Annotated in this window: 15 protein-coding genes; 5 read left to right on the top strand and 10 right to left on the bottom strand. The window is 74.4% G+C overall.

The features are described 5' to 3' along the window. Positions 1–106 precede the first annotated feature (106 nt). The gene (locus ACFV2S_RS25660; RefSeq protein WP_385563500.1) at positions 107–910 is read left to right on the top strand and encodes a sporulation protein; all 804 of its coding nucleotides are present in this window, start codon (positions 107–109) and stop codon (positions 908–910) included. 66 nt (positions 911–976) lie between these two features. On the opposite strand, the gene ACFV2S_RS25655 is transcribed toward ACFV2S_RS25660, so the two are convergent. The 5 genes from ACFV2S_RS25655 to ACFV2S_RS25635 are packed head-to-tail and all read right to left on the bottom strand — an operon-like array spanning position 977 to position 8,192. Continuing rightward, positions 977–2,110 (bottom strand): acyl-CoA dehydrogenase family protein, encoded by a 1,134-nt coding sequence (locus ACFV2S_RS25655; protein ID WP_385563497.1) that lies wholly within the window; start codon positions 2,108–2,110, stop codon positions 977–979. Beyond that, positions 2,107–4,011 carry a biotin carboxylase N-terminal domain-containing protein gene (locus ACFV2S_RS25650; RefSeq protein ID WP_385563494.1) on the bottom strand — a complete coding sequence of 635 codons (1,905 nt, stop codon included), beginning with the start codon at positions 4,009–4,011 and terminating at the stop codon, positions 2,107–2,109. Before ACFV2S_RS25650 ends, ACFV2S_RS25655 begins: the two co-directional genes overlap by 4 nt. 7 nt (positions 4,012–4,018) lie before the next feature. Further along, positions 4,019–5,617 carry an acyl-CoA carboxylase subunit beta gene (locus tag ACFV2S_RS25645; protein WP_385563491.1) on the bottom strand — a complete coding sequence of 533 codons (1,599 nt, stop codon included), beginning with the start codon at positions 5,615–5,617 and terminating at the stop codon, positions 4,019–4,021. Further along, positions 5,614–7,404, bottom strand: a complete 1,791-nt coding sequence (locus tag ACFV2S_RS25640) for an acyclic terpene utilization AtuA family protein (RefSeq protein ID WP_385563488.1) — start codon at positions 7,402–7,404, stop codon at positions 5,614–5,616. The genes ACFV2S_RS25645 and ACFV2S_RS25640 overlap by 4 nt, the downstream gene beginning before the upstream one ends. Then, positions 7,401–8,192 (bottom strand): TIGR03084 family metal-binding protein, encoded by a 792-nt coding sequence (locus tag ACFV2S_RS25635; protein ID WP_385563485.1) that lies wholly within the window; start codon positions 8,190–8,192, stop codon positions 7,401–7,403. Before ACFV2S_RS25635 ends, ACFV2S_RS25640 begins: the two co-directional genes overlap by 4 nt. Before the next feature lie 286 nt (positions 8,193–8,478). Between ACFV2S_RS25635 and ACFV2S_RS25630 the strand changes: the two genes are divergently transcribed. Then, a complete protein-coding gene (locus ACFV2S_RS25630) occupies positions 8,479–10,971 on the top strand; it encodes an FtsX-like permease family protein (protein WP_385563483.1) in 2,493 nt (830 codons plus the stop codon). 22 nt (positions 10,972–10,993) lie between these two features. On the opposite strand, the gene ACFV2S_RS25625 is transcribed toward ACFV2S_RS25630, so the two are convergent. The 3 genes from ACFV2S_RS25625 to ACFV2S_RS25615 form a co-directional block, all read right to left on the bottom strand. Next, positions 10,994–11,416, bottom strand: a complete 423-nt coding sequence (locus ACFV2S_RS25625; RefSeq protein WP_385563480.1) for a hypothetical protein — start codon at positions 11,414–11,416, stop codon at positions 10,994–10,996. Positions 11,417–11,591: 175 nt separating this feature from the next. Further along, on the bottom strand, positions 11,592–11,774 hold the full coding sequence (locus ACFV2S_RS25620) for a DUF1272 domain-containing protein (RefSeq protein ID WP_383797381.1): 183 nt from the start codon (positions 11,772–11,774) through the stop codon (positions 11,592–11,594). 244 nt (positions 11,775–12,018) lie between these two features. Beyond that, positions 12,019–12,948 carry a DMT family transporter gene (locus tag ACFV2S_RS25615; RefSeq protein ID WP_385563766.1) on the bottom strand — a complete coding sequence of 310 codons (930 nt, stop codon included), beginning with the start codon at positions 12,946–12,948 and terminating at the stop codon, positions 12,019–12,021. Between the two features lie 176 nt (positions 12,949–13,124). Between ACFV2S_RS25615 and ACFV2S_RS25610 the strand changes: the two genes are divergently transcribed. Continuing rightward, positions 13,125–13,985 (top strand): LysR family transcriptional regulator, encoded by an 861-nt coding sequence (locus ACFV2S_RS25610; protein WP_385563477.1) that lies wholly within the window; start codon positions 13,125–13,127, stop codon positions 13,983–13,985. A gap of 15 nt (positions 13,986–14,000) precedes the next feature. Here the strand turns inward: ACFV2S_RS25610 and ACFV2S_RS25605 are convergent, their stop codons facing one another. Continuing rightward, a complete protein-coding gene (locus tag ACFV2S_RS25605) occupies positions 14,001–16,787 on the bottom strand; it encodes an FAD-binding and (Fe-S)-binding domain-containing protein (protein WP_385563474.1) in 2,787 nt (928 codons plus the stop codon). A gap of 51 nt (positions 16,788–16,838) precedes the next feature. Between ACFV2S_RS25605 and serC the strand changes: the two genes are divergently transcribed. Beyond that, positions 16,839–17,957: a phosphoserine transaminase gene (serC, locus tag ACFV2S_RS25600; protein WP_385563471.1), complete on the top strand. Its 1,119-nt coding sequence runs from the start codon at positions 16,839–16,841 to the stop codon at positions 17,955–17,957. A 57-nt stretch (positions 17,958–18,014) separates the two neighbouring features. Here serC and ACFV2S_RS25595 read toward each other — a convergent pair whose 3' ends face one another. After that, positions 18,015–19,001, bottom strand: a complete 987-nt coding sequence (locus tag ACFV2S_RS25595; protein WP_385563468.1) for a WD40 repeat domain-containing protein — start codon at positions 18,999–19,001, stop codon at positions 18,015–18,017. Positions 19,002–19,106: 105 nt separating this feature from the next. Here ACFV2S_RS25595 and ACFV2S_RS25590 point away from each other — a divergent pair, with 105 nt between their 5' ends. Beyond that, entirely contained in the window at positions 19,107–19,949 is an 843-nt protein-coding gene (locus ACFV2S_RS25590; RefSeq protein WP_385563465.1) for an alpha/beta fold hydrolase, read from the top strand. Positions 19,950–20,007: the final 58 nt, after the last annotated feature.

Raw genomic sequence — 20,007 nt, 5'->3', positions numbered from 1 at the left:
GCATGCCTGCATGTTATGAACGGGCCCTCCCGGCGAGGCGCCGCGGCGGGTTCCGGAGCCCGGATTTCCGCTCCCCGCACCGCCGTTCGGCGGTTAGCCTGCGATCATGGTCTTCAAGCGCCTTCTGGGCATGGGCGGCATACCGCTCGAAATCGACACCCTCGTGCAGTCCGGCCCCGCTCGGCCGGGTGGTGTGCTGACCGGGGAGCTGGTCCTCCGCGCGCCCGACCGCCGCATCGAGGTCAAGTCGATCTGGCTGCGGCTCGTGACCGACGCACCGGTGGCCCACAAGGGCGACGGCGACGGCGCGAGCGGCGACGTCTTCGACTACCCCACCGTGAGCGGGCACTTCACGCTGGAGAAGGGCGAGGAGCGACGGCTCCCCCTCCGCCACCGGCTCAAGTGGGAGACCCCGCTCACCGAGGTGAAGGGGCAGCGGCTCGGCGTCCACCTGGGCATCCACACCGAGGTCGAGGCCGAGGGCGTCAAGGCGCAGACGGACGACGACCTCGTGCACATCACCGCCCTGCCGCTCCACGAGGCCGTCCTCGACGCCTTCGCGGCCGAGGGATACGCCCTCCGGGGCTCACGCATCCACAACGGGAACATCCCCCGCACCGAGTACCACGTCTACCGCGCCCAGGGGCTCCTGCTCGTCGACGAGCGGCCCGGACAGGGCCGTCCCCGACAGTTGGAGCTGCACTTCCACACCAACGCGGTCGGCTGCGAGATCTTCCTCCGCGAGGCGAAGATCGACGAGCGGTACTGGAAGGACAAGCCCCCGGCCCGCCGCTTCGTCGCCGCCCACCACGACCTCGGCCGGGTGGACTTCGGCGAGGCGGTCCGGCAGTGGATCGACGAGGTCGGCCGCACCGACGGCAGCCACCCGACCAGCGACTACGAGGACTGACACGACGCGCCGGGGCGACGGAAGGGCGACCCCGGCGGCTGACGTGGCCGCGGCGGGCCGCCCCGCTCAGTACGACTTGGGCAGGCCCAGCGTCTGGTGGGAGACGAAGTTCAGGATCATCTCCCGGCTGACCGGGGCGATCCGGGCCACCCGGGCCGCCGTGACCAGCCGGGCCAGGCCGAACTCCTTCGTGAGGCCGTTGCCGCCGAGGGTGTGGACCGAGGTGTCGACGGCCCTCACACAGGCCTCCGCCGCCGCGTACTTCGCCATGTTCGCGGCCTCGCCCGCGCCCATGTCGTCCCCCGCGTCGTAGAGGTTCGCGGCCTTCGCCATCATCAGCCGGGCCAGTTCGAGCTCGATGTGCGCCTGGGCCAGCGGATGCGCGATGGCCTGGTGGGCACCGATCGGGGCCTTCCACACCTGGCGCTCCTTCGCGTACTTCACCGCCTGCGCGAGGGCGTACCGGCCCATGCCGATCGCGAAGGCCGCCGTCATGATCCGCTCGGGGTTCAGGCCCGCGAACAGCTGGAGGAGGCCCGCGTCCTCGTCGCCCACCAGCGCCTCGAAGGGCAGATGGACGTCGTCGAGGGTCAGCTCGAACTGCTTCTCGTTCGCGTCGAGTTCCATCTCGATGTGCCGCCGCCCGAAGCCGGGCGCGTCGCGCGGGACGACGAACAGGCACGGCTTGAGGCTGCCCGTGCGGGCGTCCGAGGTGCGGCCGACGATCAGCGTCGCGTCGGCGATGTCCACGCCCGAGACGAACACCTTCCGGCCGTTGAGGACCCAGCCCTCCTCGGTGCGGGTCGCGGTCGTCGTGATGCGGTGCGAGTTGGAGCCCGCGTCGGGCTCCGTGATCCCGAACGCCATCGTCCTCGACCCGTCCGCGAGCCCCGGCAGCCAGGCCCGCTTCTGCTCCTCCGTGCCGAAGCGGGCGATGACCGTGCCGCAGATCGCGGGCGAGACGACCATCATGAGCAGCGGCGCTCCCGCCGCGCCCGCCTCCTCCAGGACGACCGACAGCTCGGCCATGCCACCGCCCCCGCCCCCGTACTCCTCGGGCAGGTTCACGCCCAGGTAGCCGAGCTTGCCGGCCTCCGCCCACAGCGCGGCCCGGTCGAAGCCGGGGCCGTGCCGGTGTCCCAGCGCGGAGACGGCGGCGCGGAGCGCGCTGAGCTCTTCGGTCTCGATGAGGGTGCTCATGCGGGGACTTCCTCCTGTGCTTCGGTCTGTACGACGGCGAGCAGGGCTCCGACCTCGACCTGGCGGCCGGGGGCGGCGTGGAGCGCGGTGAGCGTGCCGGAGGCGGGGGCGATGACGCGGTGCTCCATCTTCATGGCCTCCAGCCAGAGCAGCGGCTGTCCGGCGGTGACCCGGTCGCCGACGGCGAGGCCGTCCGCGACCCGGACGACGGTGCCGGGCATCGGGGCGAGCAGGGAGCCGGGCTCCTGGAGATCGGCGGGGTCGGTGAAGCGGGGGCGGACGGTGAGGCGGTGGGCCCCGGCGTGGACCGTGTCCCCGTACGCGGTGACGTCGAAGTGCCGGACCACGCCCGCGACTTCCAGGCTCACGCGGTCCGGTGCCGCCGCCACCACCCGCACGCCCTCCGGGGACGTGACCTCGTAGCCGCCGCCCCCGGCCGGCCGGTAGCGGACCTCGTGGTCGCCGTACGTCCTCGTCTCGTCCTGCGAGCGCACGTTGCGCCAGCCGCCGCCGAACCGGCTCGTGGCGGCGGACGCCCCGGCCAGGGCGGCGGCCACCGCGGCGTACGCGCCGCCCGGCGCGGGCGCGGTCAGCGCGGTCAGGTTCCGGTCGTAGAAGCCCGTGTCGAGGGCTTCCGTCCCGGCGTACTCGGGGTGTTTCAGGGAGGCGACCAGCAGGTCCCGGTTGGTGACGGGGCCGTGCACGACGGCCCGCTCCAGGGCGTGGGCGAGGCGGCGCAGCGCCTCCTCCCTGGTCCCGGCGTGGACGATCACCTTCGCGAGCATCGGGTCGTAGTGGACGCCGATCGTGTCCCCGGAGGCGTACCCGGAATCGACCCGCACGCCCGCGGGGGTCTCGAAGCGGTGCAGGACGCCCGTCTGCGGCGCCCAGTCCCGCGCCGGGTCCTCGGCGTAGAGCCGGGCCTCGACCGCGTGGCCCCGGGGGGCCGGGGGCTCGGGCGGCAGGGCCCGGCCCTCGGCGACGGCCAGCTGGAGAGCCACGAGGTCGACGCCGTACACCTCCTCGGTCACCGGGTGCTCGACCTGGAGGCGGGTGTTCATCTCCAGGAAGTGCGCCGTGGGGGCGGAGCCGAGAGCCTCGGGGGCGTCGGCGACCAGGAACTCGACCGTGCCCGCGCCGACGTAGCCGACGGACTTCGCGGCGCGGACGGCCGTGTCGAGGAGACTCGCCTCGAGCGCGGCGGGCAGGCCGGGCGCCGGGGCCTCCTCGATGACCTTCTGGTGCCGGCGCTGGAGCGAGCAGTCACGGGTGCCGAGCGCCCAGACCGTGCCGTGCGCGTCGCACAGGAGCTGCACCTCGACGTGCCGGCCGTTCTCCACGTACGGCTCGACGAACACCTCGCCGTCACCGAACGCGCTCGCCGCCTCCGCCGACGCCGCCCGCAACTCCCCTTCCAGATCAGCCATGTCGCGGACGATGCGCATGCCGCGGCCGCCGCCGCCCGCCGCCGCCTTCACCAGGACGGGCAGGTCGGCCACGGTGACGTCCTCCGCCCGGAGGGGCGCGATGCCGAGGAGCTCCTTCGCGCGGGTCTTCGACGCCATCGCCTCGATCGCCGCCGGCGGCGGGCCGATCCAGACCAGGCCCGCGTCGGTCACGGCGCGCGCGAAGTCGGCGTTCTCGGAGAGGAAGCCGTAGCCGGGGTGGACGGCGTCGGCGCCCGCCGCGAGCGCCGCCGCCACCACCAGGTCGCCGCGCAGGTACGTCTCCGAGGGCGTCGCCCCCGGCAGCCGTACCGCCGCGTCGGCCTCCCGGACGTGCAGCGCGTCCGCGTCCGCGTCGGAGTACACGGCGACGGTGGAGATGCCCAGCTCACGGCAGGTGCGGAAGACCCGGCAGGCGATCTCGCCCCGGTTCGCGACCAGTACGGTCAGAATCATCAGTGCCTCACATTCGGAAGACGCCGAAGCCGCCGCGCGCGCCCTCGACCGGTGCCGTGTGGATCGCGGAGAGGCACAGTCCGAGGACCGTGCGGGTGTCGCGGGGGTCGATGACGCCGTCGTCGTAGAGCCGCCCCGACAGGAACATCGGCAGCGACTCGGACTCGATCTGCGCCTCCACCAGGGCGCGCAGCCCGGCGTCGGCCTCGTCGTCGTACGGCTGCCCCTTCGCGGCGGCGCTCGCGCGGGCCACGATCGACAGGACGCCGGCGAGCTGCTGCGGCCCCATGACGGCGGACTTGGCGCTCGGCCACGCGAAGAGGAAACGCGGGTCGTACGCCCGGCCGCACATGCCGTAGTGCCCGGCGCCGTACGAGGCGCCCATGAGGACGGAGAGGTGCGGGACCTTCGAGTTCGACACCGCGTTGATCATCATGGCGCCGTGCTTGATGATGCCGCCCTGCTCGTACTCCCTGCCGACCATGTAGCCGGTGGTGTTGTGCAGGAAGACCAGCGGGATGTCGCGCTGGTTGGCGAGCTGGATGAACTGGGCGGCCTTCTGCGACTCCGCGGAGAACAGGACGCCCTGCGCGTTGGCGAGGATGCCGACCGGGTAGCCGTGCAGCCGCGCCCAGCCCGTGGTCAGCGAGGTCCCGTACAGCGGCTTGAACTCGTCGAAGTCCGAGCCGTCGACGATCCGGGCGATCACCTCGCGCGGGTCGAAGGGGGTCTTCAGATCGCCGGGCACGACCCCGAGCAGCTCCTCGGGGTCGTACTTCGGGGGCTCGGCGGGACCCGGGTCGCCGTGGTGCTTGCGGTGGTTGAGACGGGCGACGATCCGGCGGGCCTGGCGGATCGCGTCGGCCTCGTCGACGGCGTAGTGGTCGGCGAGCCCCGAGGTCCGCGCGTGCATCTCGGCACCGCCGAGGGACTCGTCGTCGCTCTCCTCCCCGGTCGCCATCTTGACGAGCGGCGGGCCGCCCAGGAAGACCTTCGACCGCTCCCTGATCATCACGGCGTGGTCGGACATGCCGGGGACGTACGCGCCGCCCGCCGTCGAGTTCCCGAAGACCACGGCGACCGTGGGGATGCCGGCGGCGGAGAGGCGCGTGAGGTCGCGGAAGAGCGCCCCGCCCGGGATGAAGATCTCCTTCTGGGAGGGCAGGTCCGCGCCGCCGGACTCGACGAGCGAGATGACGGGCAGCCGGTTGGCGAACGCGATCTCGTTGGCGCGCAGCGCCTTCTTCAGCGTCCACGGGTTGGAGGCGCCGCCGCGCACGGTCGGGTCGTTGGCGGTGATCAGACACTCCACGCCCTCGACGACCCCGATGCCGGTGACGAGCGAGGCGCCCACCGTGTAGTCGCTGCCCCAGGCGGCGAGCGGCGACAGCTCCAGGAACGGGCTGTCGGGGTCGACGAGCAGCTCGATGCGCTCGCGCGCGAGGAGCTTGCCGCGCGCCCGGTGCCGGGCCGTGTACTTCTCGCCGCCCCCCGCGAGGGCCTTGGCGTGCTCGGCGTCGAGGGCGGCGAGCTTCTCCAGCATGGCCGCCCGGTGGGAGGCGTGGTCGGGTCCGCCGGTGTCGAGGGCGGAGGCGAGGACGGTCACTGGAATTCCTCCGGGGCGTCGGACGGGAGGGTGGTCGGGGCGTGGGGCAGCTCGGCCGTCGGGGCGTCGGACACCTCGGAGGTCCTGGCGTCGGGCAGCGGGGCCTCCGGTACGTCGGGCAGCAGGGCCTCCGGTACGTCCACGTGTCGGGAGCGGAGCCATTCGCCGAGGGCCTTGGCCTGCGGGTCGAAGCGGGCCTGGGAGGCGACTCCCTCGCCGAGGATCCCGGCGATCGTGAAGTTCACCGCGCGCAGGTGCGGGAGCAGGTGCCGGGTGACGGTCAGGCCGGCCGTCTCGGGGAGGAGTTCCCTGACCTTCTCCACCGTGAGGGCGTGCGCCAGCCAGCGCCACTCCTCCTCCGTGCGGACCCACACGCCGACGTTGGCGTCGCCGCCCTTGTCCCCGCTGCGGGCCCCGGCGATCAGACCGAGCGGCGCCCTCCTGGTCACGCCCCCGGGGAGCGGCGGCGGAAGCTCCGGGTCGGGTACGGGTTCCAGGGCGCGGGTCCTCGGGGGCGCGGGGAGCTCCCGGCGGGTCCCGTCGGGGAGGACCGCCGTGTGCGGGACCTCTCCGGCCGCTGCGTACGCCGTCTCGAAGACGCCGTACGGAGCGCCCTTGCCGGGCGGGGCGGTCACATGGAATCCGGGGTAGCTCGCCAGCGCCAGTTCGATGGCGGCCCCCGTGACGGCGCGGCCGACCTTCTCCGGGTCCCGGTCGCGGACGACGAGGCGGAGCAGGGCGCTCGCGGTCTCCTCGGTGGCCGCGTCGGGGCGGTCGGTGCGGACCAGCTCCCAGCGGATCCCGGCGGGCGGGTCCTTCGCGAGGGCGTCGAGGACCTGCTCCCGGAGGAGCTCCGCCTTGGCCTCGACGTCGAGGCCGGTGAGGACGAAGACGACCTCGTTGCGGAAGCCGCCGAGCCTGCTGAGGCCGACCTTGAGGGTCGGCGGCGGGGCCTCTCCCCGCACGCCGTCGATCCGGACCCGGTCGGGGCCCTCCTGGGTGAGGCGGACGGTGTCCAGCCGGGCGGTCACGTCGGGGCCCGGGTAGCGGGCGCCCGCGGTCTCGTAGAGCAGCTGGGCGGTGACCGTTCCCGTGTCGACGAGGCCCCCGGTGCCGGGGTGCTTGGTGATGACCGCGCTGCCGTCGGCGTGGAGTTCGGCGACGGGGAAGCCGGGGCGGCGCACGTCATGGCCGCGGAAGAAGGCGTAGTTGCCGCCGGTGGCCTGGGTGCCGCACTCCAGGACGTGCCCGGCGACGACCGCGCCCGCCAGCTCGTCGTACGCCTCCGGGCCCCAGCCGAAGTGCCACTGCGCGGGCCCGGTGACCAGGGCCGCGTCGGTGACCCGGCCGGTGACGACGACATCGGCGCCGGCGGTCAGGCAGGCGGCGATGCCGGCGCCGCCGAGGTACGCGTTCGCGGCGAGGGCGCCGTCGCGGGCGGGCAGCCGGTCGCCCTCCACGTGGGCGACCCGGGTCGGCAGACCGAGCTTCGCGGCCAGGGCGCGCAGGGCGTCGGCGAGCCCCGCGGGGTTGAGCCCGCCCGCGTTGGTGACGATGCGGACCCCGCGCTCGTGGGCGAGGCCGAGCCCCTCCTCCATCTGCCGCAGGAACGTCTTCGCGTACCCGGCCGCCGGGTCCTTGAGCTGGTCGCGGCCGAGGATGAGCATGGTCAGCTCGGCGAGGTAGTCGCCGGTGAGGACGTCGAGTTCACCGCCGGTGAGCATCTCGCGGACGGCGTCGAAACGGTCGCCGTAGAAGCCGGACGCGTTCCCGATGCGGAGGGTCACCGGGCCCCCTCGGGGGCGCGGCCCGCACCCGCCGGACCCGCGAAGGCCTGGGCGATGCCGAGCCAGCGCCCGGCGTCCTCGCCCTCGGCGACCAGGGCCGTGTCGTCGCGGTGGACGCGCTGGGTGACGAGGAGGCAGAAGTCGAGGGCCGGGCCCGTCACCCGCTGGGCGGCGTCCTCGGGGCCGTACGCCCACACCGTGCCGTCGGGGGCGTCGAGTTCGACCCGGAAGGGCTCGGCGGGTGCCGGGACGCCCCGGACGAGGAAGGCGTAGTCGCGGGCGCGGTGACCGATCCAGGCGACGTGCCGGAGCCGGGCCGTGGGCGTCCGGACGATCCCCAGGGCGTCGGCGACGTCCTGGCCGTGCGCCCACGTCTCCATCAGCCGTGCGGTGGCCATGGCCTGAGCGCTCATCGGCGGCCCGTACCAGGGGAACCTGACCCCGGGCGGGACCGCGCGCAGGGCCTCCTGGAGCCGCTCGCGGCCGGTGCGCCAGTGGGCGAGGAGCTCGGCGGGCGGCAGCTTCGCGCCCTCCTCGGCACCCTCGTCGACGAAGCGGTCGGGCGCGGCGAGGGCCTTCTCCGTCTCGGCGGCGAAGGCCTCCGCGTCGGTGGCGGCGAGGAGGGCGGCCCGGTCGGTCCAGGCGAGGTGGGCGATCTGGTGGGCGAGGGTCCAGCCGGGCGCGGGGGTCGGGGCGCCCCACTGCTCCTCACTCAACTCTCCTACGAGACAGTCGAGTTCCGCACTCTCGTCACGCAGGTCGTCGAGGACGACGACGGGGTCGGACACGGGGCGCTCCCCTCGGGGGACGGGCGGTCACGGGCCTTCGCGGAGGAGCATGCCAGCGCGACCAGAAACAATCAAGCGTGCTTGCTTTAGTTTTGCCGGGTCCTGGCGACGTTCCGCCGTCCGTCGCGAGCGGCGCCCACCGCCGCGTGGGCTCGTCCGGGCGCGGCCCGCACCGGGGGTCATCCCGGAGAGGTACGGCGGGGCCCTCGGGGGCGCCTTCGGGATGACGGGAAATCGTGCTGCGCGGGGCCGTGTGGGACCCGTCCCCCCTCCTAGCGTGGAGGCCATGTCGTCACTGCTCACCTTCACCCTCAAGGACTTCAGGGCGCAGCTGCGCCGTCTCGTGCTGACCGGTTCGGCCGTCGCCGTCGGCGTGGCCTTCCTCGTCCTCTCCGTCGGCGGCGCGGGCGCCCTCGTCCAGTCGTACGAGCAGTCCGCCGCCGCCGACGTCGGTGACGCCGCCGTCCAGGTCGTCCCGGACGGCGCCGAGGGCACGCTGCCCACCGGCGCGGCTTCGGCCGCCGCACGGGTGCCGAAGGTGACGTCCGTGGCGGAGCGGCTGGCGGGCCGCGCCCACGTGATCGCCCCCTCCGGCCGCCCCCTCGACGACCGCGCCCTCGTCACCTCGATCGCCGCCGACCCCGCCCTGCGCTGGCAGCGCCTCGACTCCGGGCGCTGGCCCGAGGGCCCCGGCGAGGTCGTCCTCGACCGGGAGAGCGCGCGACGCGCCGGCGCCCGGCCCGGCGGCACCGTGCGGGTGACGAAGGCCGACGGCGGCACGGCGGACGTCCGGCTCACCGGACTCCTCGACACCTCCGCCTCGCAGGCGCTCGGCTCACAGCCCGCGATCGGCGTGCCGTACGCGCAGGTGAGGACGTACGCCACCGGGGTGCGGGCCACCAGCCTCGACCTCTCCGTCGCACCGGGCGCGGACGCGCTCGCGGTGGCGAAGGCGGCCAAGAAGTCCCTGGGCGGCGGGGTGTCCGCGTACACCCACGACGGAGCCGTGGACAACGCCCTGCGGAGCGGCAGGACGATGTACGCGATCGTCCTGACCGCCGCCCTCTCCTTCGTCCTCATCGCGATGGCCGTGGCCCGCATGGTCGTCACCCACACCTTCTCCGTGGTCCTCGCCCAACGGGCCCGCCAGCTGGCCCTGTTGCGCTGCGTCGGCACCGACCGCGACCAGCTCCTCCGGATCATCCGCCGCCAAGGCCTCCTGCTCGGCGCGCTCGCCTCCGCGGGCGGACTCGCGGCGGGTGCGGCGGCCTGCGCGCTCGGCACGGCGGTCGTCAACGGGTTCGCCGGCCTCGGACCGATCGAGGTCTCCCTCCTGCCCGGCCCCTGGACCTTCGGCCTCGCCGGGGCGTTCGGGGTGCTGCTCACCCTGTGGGCCGTCCGCAAGCCGGCGCGCGCGGCGGCCGCCGTGCCGCCGGTCGCCGCGCTCGCAGCGAGCGGGTCCGCGACGCTGCCGGAGCCGGGCAGCCGGGCCGTCCGGGAGGCGGTGTCGGTGCTGATGCTCGTCGCCGGCGCCGGGCTCCTCGCGCTCGGCGCGCTCGGCGGCTCGCCGCTCGCGCTCCTGGCCGTGACGCTCGGCGCGATCCTCACGTTCTTCGCCGTACTCCGGTACGCCCAGCACCTGTTGCCGCCGCTCGTCGGCCTGCTCGGGCTCGCGCTCCGGCGCCCCTTCGGCACCGTCGGCAGACTGTCGGTGCAGCAGCTGCGGGCCAACGCCCGCCGGACCGCGGCCGCCTCCTCCGCGATGCTCGTCGGCGTGACCGTCGCCGTGTCCGCCGTGACCGCGATCGGGGCGACCCAGGGCGGCCTCGACCGCATGCTCGCCGACCGCATGCCGGCCGTCTTCGCCCTCGACACGGACGCCGCCCGGGTGCCCGACGACGCGATCGCCGCACTGCGCGCCGCACACGGCCTGACCGTCACCCCCGTCCGTACCGCGACCCTCACCGTCGACGGCCGCAGGACCGTCGTCGCCGCCGCCGACCCCGCCGGGCTCAACCCTGACGCCGAGGGCGTCGGCGCGGCCCGCGCGCTCCGGGACGGGGAGGCGATCGGCCTCTCGCGAGGACCGGAGCTGAACGTCGCGGGCACCCGGCTCACGACCGTGACCGGCGCCGCGGCCCTCCCCCTGTCCCTGTACCCGGAGGCCACGGTCTACGTCACCGGGGCCACCCTCGACCGGCTCGCGCCGGACGCCGCCGTCGCCACCGTGCTCCTCAACCCCGCCGGGGACACCGACCACGACACGGCCCGCGCGGCCGTCGACCGCGCGCTCACCGCGCACCCGGAGATCCGGATCGCCGACACCGGGTCCGACGCCGACCTCATCCGCTCCCTGCTCGGCCGGATGATGCTGGTCGTCACCGTCCTGCTCGGCTTCTCGATCGCGATCGCCGCGCTCGGCGTCGCCGCCACCCTGATGCTGACGGTGGAGGAGCGCACCCGTGAGTTCGGGACGCTCCGCGCGATCGGCCTCGCGGGCGAGCAGCTGCGCCGGATGCTGACCCTGGAGTCGGTGCTGCTCGCCCTCACCGGGGCGCTCGGCGGAACGCTCCTCGGCCTGGTCTACGGGACGCTGGCCGCCCGCTCCGTCCTGGCGGGCCACGTCTCGCCCCTGGAGGTGCTGGCCTCCTCGGGCGGCACGGCACTCACGATCCTCGGCATCCTCGCGGCCACGGTCCTCACGGGCGTCGCGGCCTCGGTCCTGCCGGCCCGCCGGGTCCGCAGGATGGTGGTCGTGGACGCGCTCCAGGCGGCTTAGGGCCAGGGCCGCGGCTGAGGGCTCAGGCCTTCTTCCTCCTCCGTACGAGCGAGGCCAGGGCCGTCACGGCGACGACGAGGAGGAGGGAGCGGAAGGGGAGGAGGGTGTCGGGGGCGTCGTCGATCAGGTCGATGCCGTTCCCGACGGCCGTGATCCAGGCGACCGTCCCCACGAGCACCATCGGCCCCACCCGGCGCTCCCCGGCGACGAGCATCCCGATCCACAGGACCAGGGGCATGACCAGGAAGGTGTTGATGAGCGCCGTGGTGAACGCCTGGTCGGCGGAGTAGCCCGGCCCGGCCCCGAGCGTCGAGGCCGCCTGACCGGCGAACGACAGGTAGAGCGTGTCGGACAGGATCAGGTGCGCGGCGGCGACTCCGAGGGTCGAGACGATCAGGGCCTTGAGGAGCCGGGGGCCGAGGGGAGTGGGTGCGGACGGTGCCATGCGTCCTGACTATACGCACGCTGTATACGCAGTGTGTATAGACCCCTCGACAGACCCCTCGACAGACCCCTCGACAGACCCCGCGGCCGCCCGCCCGGAGGCCGCGCGCGCCGCCGGTGAACGGGTCGCACCACGGGCGGGACCCCCGGGCCGACCGGCGGCGATGACGGCGCGGCTAGGCGGCGGCCCGGCGGGGGCGGGGGACGAGCTCGCCACCGCAGTTGGGGCAGACGCCCTCCATGGCGTCGGCGCAGGGCACGCAGAAGGAGCACTCGTACGTACAGATCCGCGCGGGCCCGTCCACCGTCAGGACGGCCGTCTCGCAGCGCTCACACCGGTCTCGCATCTCCAGGGCCACGGTCGGCTCCCCCTCCTCGTACGGCTGGAACGCCACCATGATCCACACCGCCCGGCGCCCCCCTCAACAGCCCGGCGGCCAACGATCGAACGGATCGGGTCAGCGCCTGACCAGGCAGAACGGATGCCCCGCGGGATCGGGCCACGTCGGCGGGCGGTGGCCGGCGACGCGCCGGTCGCCCAGGGACCGGCGGACATCCGACCGGTCGGGCCGGACGGCGCCCGGCCCGACCGGAAGGGCAGGCCTAGGAGGCCTCCGCCCCGGCCCGGCGGGACTGGGTGCGGACCGCGCCCATGCTGGCGCCGATGACCAGGGCGATCGCGAGGGCGTCCGTGACCGACAGCGCCTGGCTGAGGACGAGGAAGCCGGCCGCCGCCGCGATGGCCGGCTCCAGGCTCATCAGGATCGCGAAGGTCGGCGCGGGCAGGCGGCGCAGGGCGAGGAGTTCCAGGGTGTACGGAAGGACCGAGGACATCAGCGCGACCGCGAGGCCCAGGCCGATCGTCGACGGTACGAGGAGCTTGTCGCCCGCCTCCGCGATGCCGAGCGGCAGACTGAGGACGGCACCGAAGGCCATCGCCAGCGCGAGCCCGTCCGCCTGCGGGAAACGACGGCCCGTCCGCGCGCTGAAGACGATGTACGCCGCCCACATCGCGCCCGCCGCCAGCGCGAAGGCCGCGCCGACCGGGTCCAGGCGGTCGAAGCCGCCGCCCCCGAGGAGCACCACGCCGCCGAGGGCGAGCCCGGCCCAGAGGAGGTTCATCAGCCGGCGCGAGGCGACCACCGAGAGGATCAGCGGGCCGAGGACCTCCAGCGTCACGGCCGCACCCAGCGGAATCCGGTCGGCGGCCTGGTAGAAGAGGATGTTCATGCCGGCCATGGCCGCACCGAACGCGACGATCGTCCCCCAGTCCGCCCGCCCGTATCCCCGGACCTTCGGCCGGCAGACGATCAGCAGGACCAGGGCCGCGAGCACCAGCCGCAGCGTGACGACCCCGAGCGCGCCCGCGCGGGGCATCAGGAGGACGGCGACGGCGGAGCCGAACTGCACGGACAGCCCGCCGGTGACCACGAGCGCGACGGGCCCGAGCCGATGGCCGGACGCGGCCCGGGCCGCCCCCGGCCCCGCCGCGGCGGCCTCGGGCGCGGCGACCGCCGCGGCGGCCGGGGCCATCTCCTTGACCGGACTGTCCACCGACGGCTCCTTCACACGCGCAAGTTCACTGAGTTGGACCCCCAGTCCAGAATAATGCACCCCCGTCCGGACCACAGCCCGGTTTCCCCTCCCACGCTACGAGCCCCCGCGCGGCACCGGAAATGCCGATTGCGCTGCGGTTATGCTCCAGACGCATGAGCATCGAGCTGCGCCACCTCCGCTGCTTCCTCGCCATCGCCGAGGAAGCCAGCCTCACCAAGGCGGCCGCCCGGCTCCACCTCACCCAGCCCGCCGTGTCCCGCACCCTCGCCGCCCTGGAACAGCACCTCGGCGCCCGGCTCGTCGACCGGTCCACCCACCACCTCGCGCTCACCGCCGAAGGCCGCGCCTTCCAGGACCGGGCCGCCGCCGCCCTCGCCGCCTTCGACGCCGCCGTCGACCCGGCACGGCTGCGCCACCGGCCGCTGCGCCTCGGGCACGCCTGGTCGGCCTTCGGGCCGTACACCACGCCGCTGCTCCGGCGCTGGCAGCGCACCCACCCCGAGACCCCGCTCGAACTCCTCCGCATCGACGACCGCACCGCCGGTCTCGCCCGCGGCGAGGTCGACGCCGCCCTGCTCAGGGGGCCGGTGGACGCGCCCGGCCTGGTCACGGAGGAGCTCGCCACCGAACACCGGGTGGCCGCGCTGCCCGGCGACCACCCGCTCGCGGACCGCCCCCGGCTCACGCTCGGCGCGCTCGCGGCCGAGACGGTCGTCCTCAACACCGTCTCCGGCACGACCACCCTCGCGCTCTGGCCGCCGGACGCCCGCCCGGCGGCCACGCTCACGGTCGCCAACACGGACGACTGGCTCACGGCGATCGCCGCCGGCCGCGGCATCGGCGTCTCCTCCGCCTCGACCGCCGCGCTCCACCCGCACCCGGGGGTCACCTACCGCCCCCTGCCCGACGCACCCCCGCTCCCCCTGGTCCTGGCCTGGCGCGACGCCTTCCCGCACCCGGCGACGGGGGAACTGGTCACGATGGCGCGGGAGATCGTGAGGGAGGCGGAGTAGGACCTACAGCCCCTCCTACCGCCCCTCCCCCAGCCCCTCCGCCAGCAGTTCCGCCACGTGTCGTCCCCGGTGTTCCGTCAGGTCCGCGATCTGGGTGCGGCACGAGAAGCCGTCCGCCAGGACCGTCGGGTGCTCCGCCGCCCGGAGGGCCGGCAGGAGCTGGTCCTCCGCGCAGGCGACCGACACCTCGTAGTGGCCCGGTTCGAAGCCGAAGTTGCCCGCCAGGCCGCAGCAGCCGCCCGCCAGCTCGCCCGCCAGGCCCGCCCGCTCCCGCAGGCGGCGGTCCGCCGCGTCGCCCAGGACCGCGTGCTGGTGGCAGTGCGTCTGGCCGGTCACCGGCCGGTCCAGGCGCGGCGGGGTCCAGTCGGGCGCCAGCGTCTCCAGCCCCTCCGCGAAGGTGACCACCGACGACGCCAGGCGCGCCGCCCGGGGGTCGTCGGGCAGCAGTTCCGGCAGGTCGGTCCTGAGCGTCGCCGCGCACGAGGGTTCCAGGACGACCACCGGGCCCGTCATCTCCCCCGTCACGTCGAGCGTCCGCAGCATCACCTTCCGCGCCGCCGCCAGCTGCCCCGTCGACACGTACGTCAGCCCGCAGCAGACCCGCCCCGGCGGCAGTTCCACGCCGAGGCCCGCGTCCTCCAGGACGCGGACGGCCGCCTCGCCCACCTCGGGCGCCAGGTGGTTCGTGAAGGTGTCCGGCCACAGGGTGAGCGCCGGCGGGCGGTTCGAGGCGCGTTCGGCGAACCAGGACACGAAGGACCGTTCCGCCACCCTCGGCATCGTCCGCTCCGGCGTCACCCCGGCGAGGCGCGCCGCGAACGGCAGTGCCATCGCCGCGTTCAGTCCCCGCCCGAACCGCGCCAGCCACCCGGGGAGCCGCCCCATGGTCCAGTGCGAGCGGGGGCGCGCGAAGGGCCGTCGGGCGTAGTGCCGGTCCAGGAACTCCGCCTTGTACGCCGCCATGTCGACGCCCACCGGGCAGTCGCTGCGGCAGCCCTTGCAGGACAGGCACAGGTCGAGCGCGTCCCTGACCTCCTCCGAGCGCCAGCCGTCGGTGATCACCTCGCCGAGTGCCATCTCGTGCAGGAGCCGCGCCCGGCCCCGGGTGGAGTGCTTCTCCTCCCCGGTCGCCCGGTACGAGGGGCACATCACGCCCGGGCCGCTGCTCGGCCCCTCCACCCGGCACTTCGCGACGCCCACGCATCGCGCGGCGGCCCCGCCGAGGCCGGCTCCCACGCCGAGGCCCTCTCCGGCCGCCGCCCCGACCAGCGGCAGCCCCGCGAAGCGGAGTCCCGAGTCCAGCGGCTTCGGCCGGACCAGCATCCCCGGGTTCAGGCCCCCGTCCGGGTCCCACACGTCCTTGACCGCGCCGAAGAGCCCGACCAGCTCGTCCCCGTACATCCGGGGCAGCAGTTCGGCCCGCGCCTGCCCGTCGCCGTGCTCCCCGGAGAGCGAGCCGCCGTGGGCGACCACGAGGTCGGCGACGGCCTCCGAGAAGCGGCGGAAGTCCCGTACGCCCTTACCCGTCCACAGGTCGAAGTCGATCCGCACGTGCACGCAGCCGTCTCCGAAGTGCCCGTACGGGACTCCCCGGAGGCCGAAGTCCGCAAGGAGCGACCGGAATGCGCGGAGGTACGCGCCGAGCCGCGCCGGCGGCACCGCGCAGTCCTCCCATCCCGGCCAGGCGTCCCCGCCCCCGGGCATCCGCGTCGCCGTCCCCGCCGCGTCCTCCCGGATCCGCCACAGCGCCCGCTGCCCGGCCGGGTCCCGCACGACGGCGGCGTCCAGCGCGTCCGCCGCCCGGACCAGGCGGGAGGCCTCCCCCGGGCCGTCGGTCTCGCAGAACAGCCACGCCCCGCCCCGGGGCAGTCCGGACGCGCCCCGTACGAGATCGGCGGCCATGCCCTCGACCGTCAGCGGCCCGTACGGCAGGAGTCCCGCCGCGGCGTCCGCCGCGGCGCTCTCGTCCGCGTACCCGAGGACCACGAGGACCGGCTCGGCGGGCAGCGGGACGAGGGCCACGGTCGCCTCCGTCACCACCCCGAGCGTCCCCTCGCTGCCGCAGAAGGAGCGGACCACGTCCACGCCCCGCTCGGGGAGCAGCGCGTCGAGGGCGTAGCCGGAGATGCGGCGCGGCAGTCCGGCCGGGTAGCCGGTCCGCAGGAGGGCGAGGTTGCGGTCGACGAGGCCGAGGAGTCCGGCGGGGGCGCCCTGCCCTCCGCGCCCCAGCGTCAACGCCGTGCCTCCGTACGTCACCACGTCGAGCGAGCGCACGTTGTCCGCCGTGGTGCCCCAGGCGACCGAGTGCGCCCCGCAGGCGTTGTTGCCGATCATGCCGCCGAGGGTGCAGCGGCTGTGCGTGGACGGGTCGGGTCCGAAGGTCAGTCCGTGCGGGCGGGCCGCCGCCCGCAGCCGGTCCAGGACGAGTCCGGGGCGGACGACGGCCGTCCGCGCGGCGGGGTCCAGGGAGACGATCCCGCCCATGTGCCGTGTGAGGTCGAGCACGACGCCGGTGCCGGTGGCCTGGCCTCCGATCGAGGTCCCGGCGCCGCGTGCGACGACGGGGGTGGTGCCGTGCGCCCGGCACACCTCCAGGGCGGCCGCGACGTCGGCGGCGTCGCGCGGTGCGACCGTACCGGCCGGGACGCGGCGGTAGTTGGAGGCGTCCATGGTCGTCAGGGCTCTCGCGGTGGCGGAGAAGTCGACGTCTCCGGCGACGGCGGCGCGCAGGTCGGATGCCAGTCCGGACGGGTCTTCCTGGTGTCTTCCCACAAGCCCAGGATGTCTCAGTCCTCGTCTCATCGGGCGGACATCCGGCGACCGGCCCCTCCCCGACCCGATACTCTCCGCCTCGTGGCTGAGATCCGGATTCCCGCTGACATCAAGCCCGCCGACGGCCGTTTCGGCGCGGGCCCCTCCAAGGTGCGTACGGAGGCGCTGGACGCCCTGGCCGCCACCGGCACTTCCCTCCTCGGCACGTCCCACCGCCAGGCTCCGGTCAAGAACCTGGTCGGCGAGGTACGTACCGGCATCTCCGACCTGTTCTCGCTGCCCGAGGGCTACGAGGTGATCCTGGGCAACGGCGGCTCGACCGCCTTCTGGGACGTCGCGACCCACGGTCTGATCGAGAACAAGTCGCAGCACCTCACCTTCGGCGAGTTCTCCTCCAAGTTCGCGAAGGCCGCCAAGCTGGCTCCCTGGCTTGCCGAGCCGACCGTGATCTCCTCCGACCCGGGCACCCACCCGGAGCCGGTGGCCGAGGCGGGCGTCGACGTCTACGCGTACACCCACAACGAGACCTCCACCGGTGTCGCCGCCCCGCTGAAGCGGGTCGCGGGCGCCGACGAGGGCGCGCTCGTCCTGGTCGACGCGACCTCCGGCGCGGGCGGCCTCCCGGTCGACATCACCGAGACGGACGTCTACTACTTCGCCCCGCAGAAGTCCTTCGCCGCCGAGGGCGGCCTGTGGCTCGCGGCCTTCTCCCCGGCCGCCCTGGAGCGGGCGCAGCGGATTCACGCGTCCGGCCGTCACGTCCCGGAGTTCTTCTCGCTGCCGACGGCGATCGACAACTCGCTGAAGAACCAGACGTACAACACCCCGGCGCTCTCGACCCTGTTCCTGCTCAACGAGCAGCTGAAGTGGATCAACGGCCAGGGTGGTCTCGACTGGGCCGTGGCCCGGACGAAGGAGTCCTCGGACGCGCTGTACGGCTGGGCCGAGGAGTCCAAGTACGCCTCGCCGTTCGTGACGGACGCGGCGAAGCGCTCGCAGGTCATCGGCACGATCGACTTCGCGGACGAGGTCGACGCGGCGGCGGTCGCGAAGGTGCTGCGCGCCAACGGGATCGTGGACACCGAGCCGTACCGCAAGCTGGGCCGCAACCAGCTGCGGATCGCGATGTTCCCGGCGATCGACCCGGCGGACGTGCGGGCCCTGACGGCCTGCATCGACCACGTCATCGAGAAGCTCTGACCCCTGCGGTCGCAGGGAGGGCCCGGCACCGGACGCATCCGGTGCCGGGCCCTTCGGCTATCCCTTCCTCAGCAGGCGTTTGACGCCGACCACGAGGACGGTGGCGCCGGCGAGGACGAGGAAGCCGGTGGTGACGTTGCCCTGGTCGCCCCCGGCGGCGGGCGCGGAGGGGGACTTCGGCGCGCCTCCCGGTGTGTCCGTCGGCTTCCCCGAGGGGGTCCCGGAGGTGCGGTCCACCCGCACCACCCGGCTGTTCCTCCCCTCCGAGCCGAACATGAAGGCCGAGCCGTCCGGGGTGTAGGTCACCGATTCCGCCTGGCCCTGGAAGGGGGCGCCGACGGCCGTGCCGCCGTCGCCGAGGCGGCCGTCCTTCCAGGCGTACTCCTTGGCGCTGAAGTAGCCGCGCAGGACGATCCGGTCGCCGTCCGGCGAGAAGGCGCCGTCGGTCACCCACGGCACCTCGTCGACGCGCCGGAAGACGTTCGTGCCGGACGTGGAGAGCCGCTCGGGGCCGGCGTACAGGCCGCCGCCGTCCTCGTTCTTGCTGGCGATGTACACCCGGCCGGTCTTCGGATGGACCATCAGGGCCTCGGCGTTGCGGGCTCCGTCGGCGTACTTCACGACGTACTGCTCGGCCCGTACGGTCTGGTCCTTGAGGATCTCCGGCTCGGGGAAGCGGTAGATCCAGACGTGGTCCCAGGAGCCGTCGAGGTTGTCGCCGATGTCGCCGACGTAGAGGTCGCCGTCCGGGCCGACGGCGATCGCCTCCATGTCGCGGGGGGTGCCGACGCCGGCCATGGTCAGGGTCGCGACGGTCTTTCCCGTACGGGAGTCGATGCCGTAGATCAGGGGCGCGTCCTGGTCGTTGTGCGTCCAGTAGATCCCCGGGTGGGCGCGGCTCGCGGCGAGGCCGCTGGACTCGGTGATCCGGGAGTCCTCGATCGTGAAGTCCCGGTCGGGCTGCTGTCCTTCGGCATGGGCGTGGGCGGCCGGGAGCAGCACCAGGGCGGCGGCCGCGCCGAGGGCGCACAGAGCAGATCGCATGGGATCAAGCGTGCCACGGCCCCCGGAAACGCCGGGGACCGAGCGCGCCACGGCCCGAGGGAATCCCGCTTGACCTGCGGGGAAGGCGCTGCCATGGTCGCGCCCATGCCTTCTTTCTCCGCTCCCGACGGGACCCTGCTCGCGTACCACGTGTCCGGTTCCGGCGATCCGCTGGTCTGCCTGCCCGGCGGCCCCATGCAGGACTCCGTCTACCTCGGCGACCTCGGGGGGCTCGACGCGCACCGCACCCTGATCCGGCTGGACCTGCGGGGCACGGGTGCCTCGGCGGTGCCGGAGGACCCGGCCTCGTACCGCTGCGACCGGCTCGTGGAGGACGTGGAGGCGCTCCGCGCGCACCTCGGTCTGGACACGGTCGACCTCCTCGGGCACTCGGCGGGCGCGAACCTGGCCGCGCTGTACACGGCCCGGCATCCGGAGCGGGTGGCCCGGCTCGTGCTGCTGACGCCGGGCACGGCGGCGGTCGGCCTGGAGACGGACGGGGAGGAGCGGCTCGCGGCGGCACGGCTGCGGACCGGGGAGCCGTGGTTCGCGGAGGCGTACGTGGCCCTGGAGGACCTGACGGCGGGCCGGGGGACGGCGGAGACGTTCAAGGCGGTGGCGCCGTTCTTCCACGGGACCTGGGACGAGGCCGCGCGGGAGCGGAACGCGGAGATGGACCGGCAGCGGAACGTGGAGGCCGCCGGGGTCTACGCGAGCGAGGGCGCCTTCGAACCGGAGGCCACGCGCGCGGTGTTCGCGGAGTTCGGCCGTCCGGTGCTCGTGGTGGCCGGGGAGGGCGACGCGAACACGCCGGTGCCGACGGCCACCGCGTACGCGGGTCTGTTCCCGGAGGCCGAGTGCGCGGTCCTGGCGGGCGCGGGGCACTTCCCGTGGCACGACGACGCGGAGTGGGTCACGTCGACGGTCGGCGCGTTCCTGGACCGCTGACGGTGTCCCGTGTCCCGGATCACGTCGCAGGTCCGGGACCCGGTCCGCGATGATATGA

The sequence above is a fragment of the Streptomyces sp. NPDC059695 genome (assembly GCF_042733785.1).
Lineage (GTDB): Bacteria > Actinomycetota > Actinomycetes > Streptomycetales > Streptomycetaceae > Streptomyces.
The sequence above is the reverse complement of the archived record's forward strand: the minus strand, read 5'-3'. Positions and strand labels throughout refer to the sequence as shown.

What these genes read in the sequence shown, in the direction of transcription:
- ACFV2S_RS25660 (WP_385563500.1), top strand. Translation starts at nt 107, where the DNA reads ATGGTCTTCAAGCGCCTTCTGGGCATGGGCGGCATACCGCTCGAAATC.
- ACFV2S_RS25655 (WP_385563497.1), bottom strand. Translation starts at nt 2,110, where the DNA reads ATGAGCACCCTCATCGAGACCGAAGAGCTCAGCGCGCTCCGCGCCGCC.
- ACFV2S_RS25650 (WP_385563494.1), bottom strand. Translation starts at nt 4,011, where the DNA reads ATGATTCTGACCGTACTGGTCGCGAACCGGGGCGAGATCGCCTGCCGG.
- ACFV2S_RS25630 (WP_385563483.1), top strand. Translation starts at nt 8,479, where the DNA reads ATGTCGTCACTGCTCACCTTCACCCTCAAGGACTTCAGGGCGCAGCTG.
- ACFV2S_RS25625 (WP_385563480.1), bottom strand. Translation starts at nt 11,416, where the DNA reads ATGGCACCGTCCGCACCCACTCCCCTCGGCCCCCGGCTCCTCAAGGCC.
- ACFV2S_RS25615 (WP_385563766.1), bottom strand. Translation starts at nt 12,948, where the DNA reads ATGGCCCCGGCCGCCGCGGCGGTCGCCGCGCCCGAGGCCGCCGCGGCG.
- ACFV2S_RS25610 (WP_385563477.1), top strand. Translation starts at nt 13,125, where the DNA reads ATGAGCATCGAGCTGCGCCACCTCCGCTGCTTCCTCGCCATCGCCGAG.
- ACFV2S_RS25605 (WP_385563474.1), bottom strand. Translation starts at nt 16,787, where the DNA reads ATGAGACGAGGACTGAGACATCCTGGGCTTGTGGGAAGACACCAGGAA.
- ACFV2S_RS25595 (WP_385563468.1), bottom strand. Translation starts at nt 19,001, where the DNA reads ATGCGATCTGCTCTGTGCGCCCTCGGCGCGGCCGCCGCCCTGGTGCTG.
- ACFV2S_RS25590 (WP_385563465.1), top strand. Translation starts at nt 19,107, where the DNA reads ATGCCTTCTTTCTCCGCTCCCGACGGGACCCTGCTCGCGTACCACGTG.